This is a genomic window from Candidatus Accumulibacter meliphilus, assembly GCF_036625345.1.
GTDB classification, from domain to species: Bacteria; Pseudomonadota; Gammaproteobacteria; order Burkholderiales; family Rhodocyclaceae; genus Accumulibacter; species Accumulibacter meliphilus.
On sequence record NZ_JAZKTZ010000001.1, the window covers coordinates 669,347 to 684,362 of the forward strand.

At 63.7% G+C, this 15,016-nt stretch carries 12 protein-coding genes; 8 read left to right on the top strand and 4 right to left on the bottom strand.

Going from position 1 to position 15,016, the window contains the following annotated elements; translation table 11 throughout:
- Positions 1–18 precede the first annotated feature (18 nt).
- The 3 genes from V5B40_RS02945 to V5B40_RS02955 all read left to right on the top strand — a co-directional run bounded on the left by V5B40_RS02945 (position 19) and on the right by V5B40_RS02955 (position 2,800).
- The gene (locus V5B40_RS02945) at positions 19–873 is read left to right on the top strand and encodes a biotin--[acetyl-CoA-carboxylase] ligase (protein WP_332353126.1); all 855 of its coding nucleotides are present in this window, start codon (positions 19–21) and stop codon (positions 871–873) included.
- Positions 870–1,595: a type III pantothenate kinase gene (locus tag V5B40_RS02950; RefSeq protein ID WP_332353127.1), complete on the top strand. Its 726-nt coding sequence runs from the start codon at positions 870–872 to the stop codon at positions 1,593–1,595. Before V5B40_RS02945 ends, V5B40_RS02950 begins: the two co-directional genes overlap by 4 nt.
- A 140-nt stretch (positions 1,596–1,735) precedes the next feature.
- Complete coding sequence (locus V5B40_RS02955; RefSeq protein WP_332353128.1) at positions 1,736–2,800, top strand: SPFH domain-containing protein; 1,065 nt, start codon at positions 1,736–1,738, stop codon at positions 2,798–2,800.
- Between the two features lie 64 nt (positions 2,801–2,864).
- On the opposite strand, the gene V5B40_RS02960 is transcribed toward V5B40_RS02955, so the two are convergent.
- Together V5B40_RS02960 and metK are read right to left on the bottom strand one after the other, a co-directional pair.
- On the bottom strand, positions 2,865–4,103 hold the full coding sequence (locus tag V5B40_RS02960) for an HD-GYP domain-containing protein (protein WP_332353129.1): 1,239 nt from the start codon (positions 4,101–4,103) through the stop codon (positions 2,865–2,867).
- 103 nt (positions 4,104–4,206) lie between these two features.
- Positions 4,207–5,373, bottom strand: a complete 1,167-nt coding sequence (gene metK / locus V5B40_RS02965; RefSeq protein WP_332353130.1) for a methionine adenosyltransferase — start codon at positions 5,371–5,373, stop codon at positions 4,207–4,209.
- Between the two features lie 202 nt (positions 5,374–5,575).
- On the opposite strand from metK, the gene V5B40_RS02970 reads away from it, so the two are divergent.
- Genes V5B40_RS02970 through V5B40_RS02990 form a run of 5 tightly spaced genes read left to right on the top strand, consistent with a single transcriptional unit; the run spans position 5,576 to position 10,707 of the window.
- Complete coding sequence (locus tag V5B40_RS02970; protein WP_332353131.1) at positions 5,576–6,481, top strand: lysophospholipid acyltransferase family protein; 906 nt, start codon at positions 5,576–5,578, stop codon at positions 6,479–6,481.
- A gap of 52 nt (positions 6,482–6,533) precedes the next feature.
- Entirely contained in the window at positions 6,534–7,655 is a 1,122-nt protein-coding gene (locus V5B40_RS02975) for a glycosyltransferase family 4 protein (protein WP_332353132.1), read from the top strand.
- On the top strand, positions 7,652–8,476 hold the full coding sequence (gene rfaP, locus V5B40_RS02980) for a lipopolysaccharide core heptose(I) kinase RfaP (RefSeq protein ID WP_332353133.1): 825 nt from the start codon (positions 7,652–7,654) through the stop codon (positions 8,474–8,476). Before V5B40_RS02975 ends, rfaP begins: the two co-directional genes overlap by 4 nt.
- A complete protein-coding gene (locus tag V5B40_RS02985) occupies positions 8,473–9,240 on the top strand; it encodes a lipopolysaccharide kinase InaA family protein (RefSeq protein WP_332353134.1) in 768 nt (255 codons plus the stop codon). The genes rfaP and V5B40_RS02985 overlap by 4 nt, the downstream gene beginning before the upstream one ends.
- 48 nt (positions 9,241–9,288) lie before the next feature.
- Positions 9,289–10,707, top strand: a complete 1,419-nt coding sequence (locus V5B40_RS02990) for a lipopolysaccharide kinase InaA family protein (protein WP_332353249.1) — start codon at positions 9,289–9,291, stop codon at positions 10,705–10,707.
- 49 nt (positions 10,708–10,756) lie between these two features.
- On the opposite strand, the gene msbA is transcribed toward V5B40_RS02990, so the two are convergent.
- Positions 10,757–12,574 carry a lipid A export permease/ATP-binding protein MsbA gene (gene msbA / locus V5B40_RS02995; RefSeq protein WP_332353135.1) on the bottom strand — a complete coding sequence of 606 codons (1,818 nt, stop codon included), beginning with the start codon at positions 12,572–12,574 and terminating at the stop codon, positions 10,757–10,759.
- A 6-nt stretch (positions 12,575–12,580) separates the two neighbouring features.
- Positions 12,581–14,875 (bottom strand): penicillin-binding protein 1A, encoded by a 2,295-nt coding sequence (locus V5B40_RS03000; protein ID WP_332353136.1) that lies wholly within the window; start codon positions 14,873–14,875, stop codon positions 12,581–12,583.
- Positions 14,876–15,016 lie beyond the last annotated feature (141 nt).

A 15,016-nucleotide genomic window follows, 5' to 3' on the forward strand; every position in this document is an offset into this window, starting at 1 on the left:
GCTCCTGATGACGAAGCCATGGACGAATCCGCCACCAAGCCTGTTACCGCGTCTAACACACCTTTTGCCGCCGCCGCGGCGAGTAGTTGCCGGATTGATCCGCGCCGCGTGCATTCCCTGCTCGGGCCGCTAAGCTCGCGTTTCACGCTTGTGGCGCTGGCCGAGTGCGTGTCGACCAACAGCGTGCTGCTCGAACGCGCCGGCCAGGGCGCCGCGTCGGGTTCCGTGCTGGTCGCCGACCGACAGACTGCCGGGCGCGGTCGACGCGGGCGCAGCTGGTTGTCGACGCCCGAGGCCAGCCTGACCTTCTCCTTGCTCTGGCGTTTCGAGGGCAGCGTTGCGCGACTCGCCGGCCTGTCACTGGCGGTAGGTCTGGCGGTCGCGCGTGGCCTGGCGAACAGCGGTGTCGGCGGCGTCGGCTTGAAGTGGCCGAACGACATTCTGCTTGCGGGCGGCAAGGTCGGCGGCATTCTGGTGGACCTCGAGGCGACAGCAAACGGCTCGCTGGCGGTAATCGGCATCGGCCTGAACCTGCAGTTGCCGCCCGACGGCGATGAGGAATTTCTGCATCGGCCGGCAGCGCTGGCGCAGGTGATGGCGCTGCTGCCAGATCGTCAGCATCTGTTGGCACAACTGCTGACCGACCTTGCAGAGATCATGGACCGCTTTGCGGACGGCGGCTTCGCCGCTTTGCGCAGCGATTGGCAGGCGTATCACGTCTGGCAGGGGCGGCAGGTGCGCTTGCTCGACGGCGTGCTGCTTGATCGGCAGGGCTTATGCATGGGGGCTGATAGCGACGGCGCCTTGCTGCTGCAGACGGACGCTGGCCTCGAACGTTGTCTGTCCGGCGACGTGTCGCTGCGGGCCGTATGATCGTCGCCATCGATGCCGGCAACAGCCGCATCAAGTGGGGCGTTCATGATGGCGACGGCTGGCTGAACAGCGGCGTGCTGGCGACGGCTGACGTCGCCAGTCTGGCCGAAGTCGCTGCGCAGTGGCCGGCCAATGCCCGCGGGGTGGTCTGCAACGTCGCCGGGTCGACGGTCGCTGACAGCATTTCGCGCTTGTTTGCCGGGCGCCACGCCGAGCTCTCATTCCTGCATGCCAGTGCTGCGGCCTGTGGCGTGCGCAGCAGCTACGAGAATCCACAGCAACTCGGTGCCGACCGCTGGGCGGCGCTGATCGGCGCACGTGCCGTTCTGGGTAGTGCCTGTCTGGTGGTTTGCGCCGGAACGGCGACCACCGTAGACCGCCTCGACGCCGCCGGGGTTTTTGCGGGTGGGCTGATTCTGCCCGGCTTCGACCTGATGCGTGCGGCGCTGGCACGCAATACGGCGCAACTGCCACTGGCCGAGGGCGTTTTCTGCGCGCAACCGCGCAACACCGTGGATGCCATCGTCAGCGGTTGCCTGCAAGCGCAGCTGGGCGCGGTCGAGCGCATGTTCCACGCGCTTGTCGACGAGCCTGATGCCCGCTGTTTGCTGACTGGCGGCGGCGCCCGGCGCCTGGCCGCGCACTTGAAGATTCCTTGCCAGTTGATGGACAATCTGATTCTCGACGGGCTGTTGCGCTTCGCTGCTTCGCCGGGGAGCTGAACAGCGCTGCGCGCAGCCCTCTCGCTGCCGGTTGTTGCTCGCATCGACGCTTCCTGCATGCCCTACTCACCGATCCTCTGCCGGGAGCGCTCATCCCGTGACCGCGGCGGATCACCAACGCTTGATTTCAGGAGATCGCCATGGCCCTCATGGACTTCATCAAGAAGCAGTTCGTCGATGTCATTCACTGGACTGAAGACGGCGACGGCATTCTCGCCATGCGCTATCCGATGCAGGATATGGAGATTCAGTACGGCGCGCAGCTGACGGTGCGCGAGTCGCAGATCGCGGTTTTCGTCAATGAAGGTCAGGTCGCCGATGTCTTCAGCCCCGGGCGCTACCGGCTGACGACCCGGACGCTGCCGGTACTGACCTACCTCAAGAACTGGGACAAGCTCTTCGAGTCGCCTTTCAAGTCGGAAGTCTATTTCTTGTCGACCCGCTTGCAACTCGACCGCAAGTGGGGAACGTCGAATCCGATCACCATCCGTGACCAGGACTTCGGCATGGTGCGGATGCGTGCTTTCGGGATTTATTCGTACCAGTTGAGCGATGCGAAGAAGTTCTACAGCGAGATTTCCGGCACGCGCGCGGAATATACGGTTGAAGATCTCGACGGCCAGTTGCGCAACCTGGTGATCAGCTCGATGACCGACCTGTTCGGCGAATCGGGCGTGCCTTTCATCGATATGGCGGCCAACCAGGACGAGTTGAGTCGGGCGCTGAAAGGCAAACTGGAGGCGGTTTTCGAGCGCTATGGTCTGCTGCTCGACCGCCTGGTCGTGCAGAACGTGTCCTTGCCCGAAGAACTGCAGAAAGTTCTCGATACGCGCATCGGCATGAACATGATTGGCGACCTCGGACGTTACACGCAATACCAGGTGGCAAGCAGTATTCCTCTGGCGGCGCAGAACGAAGGCGGCATCGCCGGTCTCGGCGCAGGTCTCGGTGCGGGGCTCGGCATTGGCCAGGTAATGAGCACGGCGATGGGATCGGCCATGCCGGCGGCGGGGGGGCCGGCGGGGCAGCTGGCAGTGGCCGGTGCTTCGCTGCAGGGCGTTGCGGCGCCGATGCCAGCGTCAGCGCTCAGCGCCGACGAGGTGGTGGCGACGCTGGAGAAGCTGCACGCGCTGGTCGGCAAGGGGATCCTTTCGCAGGCCGAATTCGACGCCAAGAAGGCGGCATTGCTCGCTAAGTTCGTTTGAGCCGGGAGCCGGGAGGCGGCGCTGGCTGGCTCGGGCGATTGCCGGAGAATGACTGCCGTGCCGGTCAGGGTGAGCTTTCGGCCAGTCCGCACCAGATTTCGTTGAGGTCAGGAAAGTTCCATTTGGCCGGGTCTTCACGGCTGACGATTTTCTGCCGGCAGCCGGGACGGGCGAGATTGAGGACTTCCGGGAGAATGCGGGTCGCGCGGCGCGTCGAGAAAAAGACCTTGACCTGTGGGTGGAGTAGCGACTTCTCGTTCTGCTCGATGACCACGCCGATGCGGCCGCAATTGAGTAGCACCAAGGAGCCAATCGGATAGATGCCGATGCTCTTGACAAAGGCCTGGAAGACCGCCGGATCGAAATGGCCATTGCTCCACTCGGCCATTTTGCGCAAGGATTCAGCCGGATCCCAGCCAGCCTTGTAGGGGCGGTTCGAGGTGATCGCGTCATAGACGTCGCAGACCGCCGCCATTTTGGCGAAGAGACTGATCGCGGCACCTCGCAGGCGCTTGGGATAGCCCGAGCCATCGTTTTTTTCGTGGTGGTGGAGGACAACATCCAGGGCGACCGGGTCGACGTCGCTGCTCTCGAGAAGGATCTGCTGCCCTTTCTCCGGATGCGCCTTGACGATCGCAAACTCGGCATCGGTGAGCTTGCCAGGCTTGTTGAGGATCTCGATCGGTATCGCCGCTTTGCCGAGGTCGTGCAGCAGGCCGGCGATGCCGGCAGAACGCACTTCTTCTTTGCGGAGACCAAGTTGCCGGGCGAGCGCGACCATCAGCGCGCAGACGGCCACCGAGTGCATGTAAGTGTAATCGTCGGCGGTCTTCAGGCGCGCCAGGCTGATCAGTGCGCCCGCGCTGCGGCTCACCGAGTCGGATATCTCTTCGACCAGTCGCCGCGCTCCGCCGGTGTCGACGGTCCTGCCCATTCGCGCTTCCGCGAACATTGAGGTGACCGCCTGCCGCGAGTTGGCGACAATTTTGGCTGCGCGCGTGAACTCTGCGGCGCTGGGAACGCGTGCCGTGTCGCGCACGCTGTCCGCCGTAACTGCCAGTTCGGCGTCGACCTGGGCCTCCGATTCGGCGACCGAAACGACGGCTTCGCCCGGCGGCAGGTCGAGGCCTTTGGCACAATCGATCCACACTTCCCTGACGCTGCTGGCGCGGATAGTGTCAATGTCCTTGGCATCACTGATGACAAACGATGAGCGCCAGAACGGGTGTTCCAGCCAGGGGCCGCAGAACTCCTTGAGGTACATGCCGACAGTCAGCTGTTGGACGCCGATTCGCTTGAGCATGGCGGGTTCTCGGTGGGGGCTCCACGCTGGAGCCAGCGCTAGTCTACCCGGTATGCCGAAGAAAGAAAGGGGCCTCGCGGCCCCTGTTTCGCGAGCCGTATTGCTAGAGCCCGGCAGCTGCGCGTAGTGCCGCTGCCTTGTCGGTGGCTTCCCAGGTGAACTCGGGCTCGTCGCGGCCAAAATGGCCGTAGGCCGCGGTTTTGCGGTAGATCGGCCGCAAGAGCTGGAGAGCCTGGATGATGCCTTTCGGGCGCAGGTCGAAGTGCTCGCCGATCAGTGCGGCGATGGCTTCGTCGTTGAGCTTGCCGGTGCCGAAGGTGTTGACCATCAGCGACACCGGCCGGGCGACGCCGATGGCGTACGCCACCTGTACTTCACAACGGTCGGCGAGGCCTGCGGCGACGATATTCTTGGCGACGTGGCGCGCGGCGTAGGCAGCCGAGCGATCGACTTTTGACGGGTCTTTGCCCGAGAACGCACCACCGCCATGTCTGGCCGCGCCACCGTAGGTGTCGACGATGATCTTGCGGCCGGTGAGGCCGCAGTCGCCGTGCGGGCCGCCAACGACGAAACGGCCGGTCGGGTTGACCAGATAGCGGGTTTCGCTGGTGAGCAGCTCCGGCGGCAGGACCGGCTTGATGATTTCCTCGATCACGGCTTCCGAAATCTGTGCGTGCGAGACGTCCGGGTCGTGCTGTGTGGACACGACGATGGTGTCGATCGAGACCGGCCTGCCGTCCACATAGCGGACCGTGAGTTGGCTCTTGGCATCCGGGCGCAGCCACGGCAGGCGGCCGTCGTGGCGAACTTCACCCTGGCGTTGCATGAGACGGTGCGCGTAATGGATTGGCAACGGCATCAGCGACGGCGTCTCGTTGCAGGCGTAGCCGAACATCAGTCCCTGGTCGCCAGCTCCCTGGTCGAGGTCGATACCCTGACCCTCGTCAACGCCCTGAGCGATGTCGGGAGACTGGCGGTTGATGGCCGTTAAAATCGCGCAACTTTTGTAGTCGAAGCCGATATCGGAGTTGTTGTAGCCGATGCGGCGAACGGTTTCCTGCGCGATTTCGCGATAGTTGATGTGCGCCTTGGTGGTGATCTCGCCGGAGATGACGACCAGCCCGGTCGAGACCAGGGTTTCACAGGCGACCCGCGCAGGCGGGTCGTCGGCGAGAATGGCGTCGAGAATGGCGTCGGAGATCTGGTCGGCGACCTTGTCCGGATGGCCTTCGGAAACCGATTCCGAAGTAAAGAGGTGCTCTGTGCTCATGCTTTGATCTGCTCCAATGGAAAAACCCCGAAACGGCGGCGTTGCCGGCTCCGGGGTTCGAGCAGACGACGCTTTAGCAGTATTTTTTGGCCGCGCTTACGGCTTCCCCGCCCTGCAAGTTGTCCTGATTAACTCGGCGGAGGGATAATTATAGTTTTTCTCTGCCTGGCGGGTCAAACGTCAGCAGCTACCGGACCGCACCGTGATCACACTTTTTCGTTTCCTCAGCCGCTTGCCGCTCGCCTGGCTGCATTCTCTGGGCTTCGTTGTCGGCTGGCTGACCTGGCTGCTGTCGCCGACCTACCGCCGCCACATGCACGAGAACATGGTGCTCGCACTTGGCGCAGCAGAGGCCGGGCGCCTACGTTCGGCAGCCATCGCTGAAGCCGGCAAGGGCATGCTCGAACTGCCACTGGTCTGGTTACGTCCGCTCGCCGAGACGGCCAGTCGTGTCGTCGAGGTGTCGGGGTGGGAGTTGGTCGTAGCGGCTTCACGTCGCGGCAAGGGAATCCTTTATCTGACGCCGCATCTGGGATGTTTCGAGGTCACCGCGCAGTACCTGTCCACCCATGCCCCGATCACGGTTCTCTATCGGCCGCCCAAGCAGGCCTGGCTGCAGACGATGATCGAAGCCGGGCGGGCGCGCGCGCAGTTGCACCTGGCGGTGGCTGATCTGTCAGGGGTGCGCGGCTTGCTGAAGGCGCTGAAACGCGGTGAAGCCGTCGGTATGCTGCCGGACCAGGCGCCGCGGGCTGGTGAAGGGCGCTGGCTGGACTTCTTCGGCAGGCCCGCCTACACCATGACCCTCGCTGCGCGCCTGGTCGAGACCGGGGCGAGCGTGATCATGGTCTGGGCTGAACGGCTGCCCGCCGGCGCCGGTTACCATTTTCACCTGCAGGCGCCGACGCAGCCGATCAGTGGCAGCATCGAGGAGCGGGCGCTACAGATCAATCAGCAGATCGAAGTGCTGGTTCGCCAGTGCCCGCAGCAGTATCTCTGGGGCTACAACCGCTACAAGCGGCGGCGCAGCAGTGCAGTAGCGCCGCCGGCGGAAGCCGGCGCTCAACAGGGCGTACAGCAGGGCGTACGGCAGGGTGCCGAGCGGTGATTGATTCTGCGCACTGTCGCTGCACCCTTGCCGCCGGCGCCGGGATTTCTTGATGCAGATCGCCTTCTGCCTTTACAAATACTTCCCGTTTGGCGGCCTGCAGCGCGATTTTCTGCGTATCGCTCTGGCTTGCCAGGCCCGCGGCCACAGCATCAGGGCGTACACACTGGAATGGCGTGGCGATGTTCCGGCGGGCTTTGAAGTGGTCCTGGTGCCGGTCAGGGCGCTAAGCAATCCGCGCCGCTACGCGAAGTTCAGTCACTGGGTCGGTCGGGATCTGGCGGCGCGAGCCGCCGACCGGGTCGTCGGTTTCAACAAGATGCCTGGACTTGATGTCTATTTTGCCGCCGACCCCTGTTTCGAAGACAAGGCGCGCACGCTACGCAGTGCCCTCTATCGGCTGTCGGGGCGCTACCGCCATTTCTCGGCGTACGAGCGCGCTGTTTTCGGGGCCGAGGCGCGCACCGAGATTCTGCTGATCTCGCCACTACAAAAGCCGCTGTTCCAGAAGTACTACGCCACAGCGGAGGAGCGCTTTCATCTGCTGCCGCCGGGCATTGCGCGCGACCGCCGGGCGCCCGCGAATGCCGCGGAGATCCGGGCCGCTTTTCGGCACGAGTTCGCGCTGGGCGCCGACGATTTGCTCCTGCTGCAGCTTGGCTCGGGCTTCAAGACCAAGGGCCTGGACCGCAGCCTGAAGGCGCTGGCGACGCTGCCGGCAGCGCTCGCCAAGCGGTGCCGACTGTTTGCCATCGGCGACGACGAGGCGAAGCTGTTTCATGCCCAGGCGCAAGCGCTCGGCGTTGCTGATCGGGTGCGCATTCTGCGCGGACGCAGCGACATTCCGCGCTTTTTGCTCGGCGCCGACCTGTTGATCCATCCGGCCTACAACGAAAACACCGGCACGGTGCTGCTCGAGGCAATGGTCGCCGGCCTGCCGGTGCTCACCACCGCTGTTTGCGGCTACGCGCATTTCGTCAGTGATGTCGATGCCGGTCGGGTCGTGCCCGAGCCTTTTGAACAAGCCTGCCTCAATCGCCTGCTGGCGCAGATCTTGAGTGACGAGCCAGCACGTCGGCGATGGCAGTCTCGCGCCCTGGCCTTTGCCGAGCAGGCCGACATCTACAGCAACGCTGAACGTGCCGCCGAGCTGATCCTCAAGGAAAGGGCATGAGCGGCGGCGTGTTGTTTCTTGACGAGCCCTTTCGCTCGCTGTGGGCGGGGCAGGATCCCTTCGTCGCTGTCGAGGCCCTCGCAGGCGAGATTTTTCGCGAACTCGAGGCGCGCCGCACTTTGCGAACGGAAGTCGCCGGGCGTGGCTACTTCGTCAAGATTCATCGTGGCGTCGGCTGGGCCGAGATCGTCAAGAATCTTCTTTCGCTACGCCTGCCGGTGCTCGGGGCAGCGAATGAGTGGCGGGCCATCCAGCGCCTGAGCGAACTCGGCGTCGACAGCATGCACGCTGTCGCCTACGGACTGCGTGGCCGTAACCCCGGGCGGCAACACTCGTTCATCATCACCGAGGAACTGGCTCCGACGCTCAGTCTCGAAGAGTTTTGCCTGGGATGGAAAAAGCATCCCCCGGAGCTACGCCTGAAGCGCGCGCTGATCGCCCGTGTCGCTGGCATGGCGGGAAGAATGCATCGGGCGGGCATCAATCATCGCGATTTCTACCTCTGTCATTTTCTTCTGCACCTCGACCCGGCACCGACCGCCGACCAGTTCAGGCTGTCTCTGATCGACTTGCACCGCGCGCAGCTCAGAGCGCAGCTGCCGCGACGCTGGCGCGACAAGGATCTGGCGGCTTTATACTTCTCGGCTGTCGACATCGGCTTGAGCAGGAGTGATCTGTTGCGCTTTTTGGCGGCTTATTTTGCCTGCCCCTTGCGGCATGTTCTGCGCGATGAAGCGCCGCTGTTTTCGCATCTGGCGAGCGAAACGCGTCGCTTGCAGGCACGTTTCGCTCGTAAGGTGGCGGCAGGGGAAATGACATGAGAAACTGGTGGGTGAATCCACAGTATGCGGCGGGTGAAGCTGGCACGCAATTTGGCGATATCGAGCGCGTCTTTGCCTTGGACGGTGAGCCGATTGCCAAGGCGCCGCTGAGCCGGGTGTTGCGCGTCAGCGTTGGTGGTAAACGCTATTACGTCAAATGCTACAGTGGCAATGGCAAAAACCTGCGCCGCCGCTGGTTCGGCCTGCGGCGCTGGCTGGGGCCCCTGCGGGTGCGTGCCGAATGGCGCAACCTGCTCGCCTTTCGCAGCTGGGGTATTCCGACCGCAACCCTGGTCGCCTATGGCCTGGAACGGCGCTTTGGCGGCTTCGTTCGCGGCGCGCTGGTGACCGAGGAAATTCCGGATACGAGGGATCTCGCCTACCTCGCTTACAGCGACGATCCGCGACTCGGCGATCATGCCTGGCTGACGCAGGTGTCGCGGCAGGTCGCCAGCCTGACCAGAACACTACACGACGCTCGTTTTGTGCACAACGATCTGAAGTGGCGCAACCTGCTGGTCGATGGCGGTGCGTTGCCGACGGTCTATCTGATCGATTGTCCGAGTGGCAACTATTATCGTGGCGCCGTTCTCGAGTACCGGATTGTCAAGGATCTGGCCTGCCTCGACAAGCTGGCCAAGAAAAAACTGTCGCGCAGTCAGCGCTTGCGCTTCTACCTTGATTACGCAGGCCAGGCGCGCGTCGGCGATGGCGATCGGCAGCGAATCGCCAAGATCGTTCACTTTTTTGATGGCCGAGAGTAGGCACGGCGGGCGCTGCCGAGCGCCATCGCGGTGGCCATGAGCGTGCCCGTGTTGAGCGATGCGAGAACGCTGCGCGCCGCCGGTCGCCAGCCGCGACTGCCGTTTTGCGTGGCCCTTGCCGATGGGCGCCAGTTGAGCATGCGGCGCTTGCTGCGTGTTCTGCCCGGCAAGCGGCTGGTTGGCGAGGCCGAACTCGACGGTCGGCGGGTGCTGGCCAAGCTCTTCGTCGGGCGGCGCTGCGAAAAACATTGGCGGCACGAGCGCGGCGGGCTCGAAGCGCTGCGTGCGGCCGGCGTGCCGACTCCTGAAGTGCTCGCCGCAATGGCCATGGCCGGTGGTGGTTACGCCCTGCTGACTGTTTTTCTCGAAACGGCCGAGAGCCTCGCCGAAGCCTGGGCGCGGGTTTCCGGGCGAGCCGCCGGGGACGGCGAGGCGCTGGCCGTCCTCGCGCCGGCACTGGGCATGCTTGGGCGGCTGCACGCCGCTGGCCTGGTCCAGGACGACCTGCATCTCGGCAATTTTCTACGTCATGACGGCAGGGTGCTGGTCGTCGATGGCGATGCGGTGCGCGTGATCTGCCGACAGGGCTTGGCGCCAGCGGACGCTGGCGCCAACCTGGCGGTTCTGCTGGCGCAGTTGCCGCCGGCGTGGGACCGCCAGCTCAGTGCTTTGCTGCCCGCGTACACTGCCGAGCAGGCCTGCTTGCCTGAGCCGGCGGTCTTGCAACGCAATATCGAGCGCGTCAGAGCCTGGCGCCTGGGCGACCTGCTGGCCAAGACAGTGCGTGAGTGCACGCTGTTCGCGGTCGAGCAGACAGGCGCACGCTTTTGCGCCGTGCGCCGCGAGGAAGCGGAAGTGCTGGCTCCCTTGCTGGCGGCGCCCGACAGCGCCATCAGCAGCGGCGAGGTGTTCAAGGATGGTGGCACGACGACGGTGGCGCGCATCGTGGTGAAGGGCCGGGCGCTGCTGATCAAGCGCTACAACCTCAAGAACCTGCGGCACGCCCTCGGCCGTCTGTGGCGTCCGAGCCGCGCCTGGCATTCGTGGCGCGAGGCGCATCGGTTGTTGTTCTTCGACATCCCGACGCCAAGGCCGCTGGCGCTGATCGAGGAGCGCTGCGGACCGCTACGCCGACGCGCCTGGCTGATTTGCGAGTACTGCCCGGGCCCGAATCTGCTGCGCCATCTGCCGGCCGATAGTGCGCCGCCGGCTGATGAGGGCAAGGCCATCCGCGAGTTATTTGCAGCTTTGTGCCGACATCGCATCAGCCATGGCGATCTCAAGGCCACCAATCTGCTCTGGGACGGCGAGCGCGTGCTGCTCATCGACCTCGATGGCGTCGTGCAGCATCGCTCGGCGATCGCGCATGCGCGTGCCTGGCGGCGCGACCGCGCCCGCCTGTTACGCAACTGGCCGTCAGGCTGTGAGCTGCAGCGCTGGCTCGACGAGCAGCTACCCGCCGCTTGAAACCCCGCGTTGCGCCAGCGATCCGCTCGGGCGCGCTGGCGGCTGCCGATCAGGCTGCGCCGGGTGTGCTGTCGGCGGGCTCGCTGAACTGCATTGCGTAGAGGCGCGCGTAGTGGCCATCGTCGGCCAGCAACTCGGCGTGGCTGCCGCGTTCGACAATGCGTCCCTGGTCCATGACCAGAATCAGGTCGGCTTTTTCGATGGTCGACAGGCGGTGCGCGATGACCAGCGTCGTTCGGCCGGCCATCACCTCGTCGAGAGCGCTCTGAATATGACGTTCCGACTCGGTGTCGAGCGCTGAGGTCGCCTCGTCAAGAATCAGGATCGGTGCATCCTTGAGCAGCGCCCGGGCAATCGCCAGTCGCTGCCGCTGCCCACCCGAGAGCATGACGCCGTTTTCTCCGACCAGGGTTTCGAAGCCGTCCGGCAGACGGTCGATGAACTCGCGAGCAAAGGCGGCTTCGGCGGCCTTTTCGATGGCCTCGCGCGGGGCGTCGGAAAGGTCGCCGTAGGCGATGTTGCTCGCGATGCTGTCGTTGAACAGCACTACCTGCTGGGTGACCAGCGCGAGATGCTGGCGCAGGTTGCGCAGGGTGAAATCCTCGACATCCACCCCGTCAATCAGAATCTGGCCAGAGTCGTGATGGTAGAAGCGGGGGATGAGATTGGCCAGTGTTGACTTGCCGCTGCCCGAGCGCCCGACGAGGGCGATCATCTGGCCCGGTTCCGCCGCGAAGCTGATCTGGTCGAGAACGCGCGTGTTGCTGCCCGGATAGACGAAGGACAGGTCTTTCACCTCCAGCCGACCACTGACTCTCTTCTTTTCGATACGTCCCTGATCGGGTTCCGGCTCTTCGTCGATCTGGGAAAAAATGCTTTCGGCACCGGCCAGCCCTTTCTGAATCGTCGAGCTCACTTCGGACAGCTGGCGAATCGGCTTGGGCAACATCCCTGCGGCGGTGAGATAGGCGACCAGATCACCTGCCGAGGCGTCGCCGCGCAGCGCCAGGACCAGAGCCAGGAGGACCGCCATCGCGGAAAAGGTGACGAACTGCAGCGCCGGGGTGTAGGTTGCGCTCGTTCTGACCATGCGCAACTGCTTGGCCGTGTTGTCCTCGCTCGCTGTTCGGAAGCGGGTCGATTCGTAGTTCTCGCCACCGAAACTGCGGACCACGCGGTAGCCCTGGATGGTTTCCGAGGCGACGTGCGTCAGATCGCCCATGCTCGCTTGTATCTTGAGGCTCTGGCGGCGGAACTTCCGGCTGGCACGGGTGACCATGACGCCGATGATGGGCAGAATGGCGAGCATTACCAGGGTCAGTCGCCAGTTCATCCACAGCAGGTAAGCGAACAGGAAGATGACCGTCATCCCCTCACGAATGACGACCTTGATGGCGTCGGTCGCGGCACCGGTGACCATGGTCACGTTGTAGGTGATTCGCGAGATCAGATGGCCGGTGTTTTGCTGGTCGAAATAGCCATTCGGCAGACGTAGCAGGCTGTCGAAAAGAGCGCGCCTGAGGTCGTGGATCAGACCCAGTGAAACTCTCGCCAGATAATAGTTGCCGAGAAAGGAGCCGATTCCCTGCCAGGTGACGACGAGGACCAGCAACAGAGGTATGCCGTAGATCAGGTCCAGATCAGCGGTCAGCGCCGTCGTTTGCCGGCTTGCGCTGCTGGGCTCACTCAGTTCATCGACGAAGTACTTCAGAATTCCGGCCATCATCGGTTGCGACGAGGCGAAGATCATGTAGCCCAGCAGGCTGACCGCGAACATGCCGAGAAAGGGCCGCAAATAGCCGAGCAGGCGAAAATAGATTCGTAGCGACGAAGTGGCTGGTTTGGCGGTCTTGCTGGCGGCTGTCAAAGGAACTCAGTCCTCGGCTTCGCTGCCATCGTCGAGGGGCCAGATGGGTGCTATTTCGGCCGGTGCGTTTTCCTTGTAGAACAGCTCCCGGCCTGGCCCTCGGCCATTATCGGGAATCGCCACCGAGACAATTCCATCGGGAGCTGGGAGAAAGGACTCGGGGACATCCTTCAGCGCCTTGCTCATGAAGCCAATCCAGATCGGCAGCGCTGCCGAGCCACCCGTTTCTCGCCGGCCAAGGTTTTGCGGTTGGTCAAAGCCGATCCAGGAGCAGGCGACGACGGTTTGTTGGTAGCCGCAGAACCAGGCGTCTACCTGATCATTGGTGGTTCCCGTCTTGCCGGCGAGATCGCGCCGCTTGAGCGTCGCCGAAGCGCGTGCGCCGGTTCCGTAGATGGTCACGTCGCGTAACATGCTGTCCATCAGGAAAGCATTGCGCGGGTCGATGGCGCGCAGGCGTTCGTCGCCGGCCGTCGTTGGCGCTGCCTGCGCCAGCAGCTGATTCTTGTCATCCAGGATCTGGCTGACGATGTAGGGCCGAATATGGTAGCCGCCGTTGGCGAAGACCGCGTAGCCGGCGACCATCTGCCAGGGGGTTGCCGAGCCGGCGCCCAGGGCCATGGTCAGGTAAGGTGGGTGCTTGCTGGCGTCAAAGCCAAAGCGCGTCACGTAGTCCTGCACAAAACGCACGCCGCTCGCCTGCAGGAGACGGATCGAGACCATGTTTTTCGAGCGCGCCAGCGCTCGCCGGATACGCATCGGCCCTTCGTACTTGCCGTCGTAGTTTTTCGGTTCCCAGGCCTGGCTGCCGGTAACCGTTGCCGGGAAGCTGATCCGTTCGTCGTTGACCACCGACGCCGGCGTGAAGCCTCGTTCGAGGGCTGCCGAATAAATGAAGGGCTTGAAGCTCGAACCCGGCTGCCGCCAGGCCTGGGTGGTGTGATTGAATTTGCTGCGGTTGAAATCAAAGCCACCAATCAGAGCGCGTATGGCGCCGTCACGCGGATCTGCGGCCAGGAAAGCAGCTTCCACCTCGGGCATCTGAACGATACGCGAATTGTCTTTTTCGTCGCTCTGGACGCGAATGATCGCGCCCCTGCTGAGGCGCTTGTTGGCCGGCGCCTTGTTGTCGATCATGCTCGCTGCGAACTTCAGCCCGTCACCGCTGAGAGTGACGATCTCGCCGCCCCGCCGGTAGGCTCGAATGGCCTTTTTGTTCGCTTCCAGAACGATCGCCGGGCGCATGTCTTCGGCGTCAGTGAAGTCCTGCAACAGTTCTTCGAGGGCCTCGTCCTGTTCCGATTTAATGTGGCTGATGTCGACGTAAGCCTCGGCGCCCCGATAGCCGTGGCGGCGGTCGTAGTCCAGGACGCCGCGGCGAACGCTGTCATAGGCCGCTTCCTGGTCGGCCTTGAGAATCGTTGTGTAGACGCGCAGGCCGCGCGTGTAGACATCCTCGGGAAAGCGTTCGGCGGCGATCTGGCGGGCCATCTCGGTGACGTACTGGGCGTGAATCGGTCGTTCGCTAACGTCGCGCTTGATCACCAAGGCCTGCCCCAGAGCTTCCTCGTACTGCTCGTCGGTGATGAACTCGAGTTGCAGCATGCGCCTGAGAACGTACTGCTGGCGAATGCGGGCGCGCTTCGGCCTGGCCACCGGGTTGTCCGAGGAGGGCGCTTTCGGCAAGCCGGCAAGCATGGCCACTTCGGCGACCGTAAGCTCGGCCAGCGGTTTGCCGAAATAGATCTGCGCTGCGGCAGCGAAGCCGTAGGCGCGTTGGCCGAGAAATATCTGATTGATGTAGAGCTCGAGGATCTGGTCCTTGCTGAGGTTGTGCTCGATCTTGAAAGACAGCAGCGCTTCGTAGAGCTTGCGGGTGTAGGTTTTCTCGGAGGAAAGAAAGAAGTTCTTGGCCACTTGCTGGGTGATTGTCGATGCCCCCTGGCGCTTGCCACCGCCCACCAGGTTGGCTTGCACTGCGCGCAGGATGCCCAGCGTGTCCACGCCGCTGTGCTGATAGAAGCGCTCGTCCTCAGCTGCCAGGATGGCCTGCTTCATGATTGGCGGGACCTCGTCGATGCTGACTACGGCACGACGCTCCTCACCGAACTCGCCGAGCAGATAGCCGTCCGCCGTGTAAACCCGCAAAGGTACCTTGGGGCGGTAGTCCGTAAGAATCTCGAGCGACGGCAGGTTCGGGTAGGCCAGGCTAAGGACCACGGCCACCATGGCAAGGGCTATCGCGGCAAGGCCGACAACAACGACGATGGGGTACAGGATCCAGCGGAGGGCAGTAGGCAACACGGCGTCGGGAAAGAAAGGCAGATCCCGCTATTATATTGGCGCGGCCATGAAAAGGCGCGAAGATCGGCGCGGCGCTTGCCGCTCCTGTCCTCCGTCTCGCATCGAGGGGCTTGCCGCCGGATCCGAGGATGGCGCCCC

Excerpts from the sequence above, each read along its gene's own strand:
- rfaP (WP_332353133.1), top strand. The coding sequence starts at position 7,652 with ATGAGCGGCGGCGTGTTGTTTCTTGACGAGCCCTTTCGCTCGCTGTGG.
- V5B40_RS02955 (WP_332353128.1), top strand. The coding sequence starts at position 1,736 with ATGGCCCTCATGGACTTCATCAAGAAGCAGTTCGTCGATGTCATTCAC.
- metK (WP_332353130.1), bottom strand. The coding sequence starts at position 5,373 with ATGAGCACAGAGCACCTCTTTACTTCGGAATCGGTTTCCGAAGGCCAT.
- V5B40_RS02975 (WP_332353132.1), top strand. The coding sequence starts at position 6,534 with ATGCAGATCGCCTTCTGCCTTTACAAATACTTCCCGTTTGGCGGCCTG.
- V5B40_RS02960 (WP_332353129.1), bottom strand. The coding sequence starts at position 4,103 with ATGCTCAAGCGAATCGGCGTCCAACAGCTGACTGTCGGCATGTACCTC.
- V5B40_RS02985 (WP_332353134.1), top strand. The coding sequence starts at position 8,473 with ATGAGAAACTGGTGGGTGAATCCACAGTATGCGGCGGGTGAAGCTGGC.
- V5B40_RS02950 (WP_332353127.1), top strand. The coding sequence starts at position 870 with ATGATCGTCGCCATCGATGCCGGCAACAGCCGCATCAAGTGGGGCGTT.
- V5B40_RS02945 (WP_332353126.1), top strand. The coding sequence starts at position 19 with ATGGACGAATCCGCCACCAAGCCTGTTACCGCGTCTAACACACCTTTT.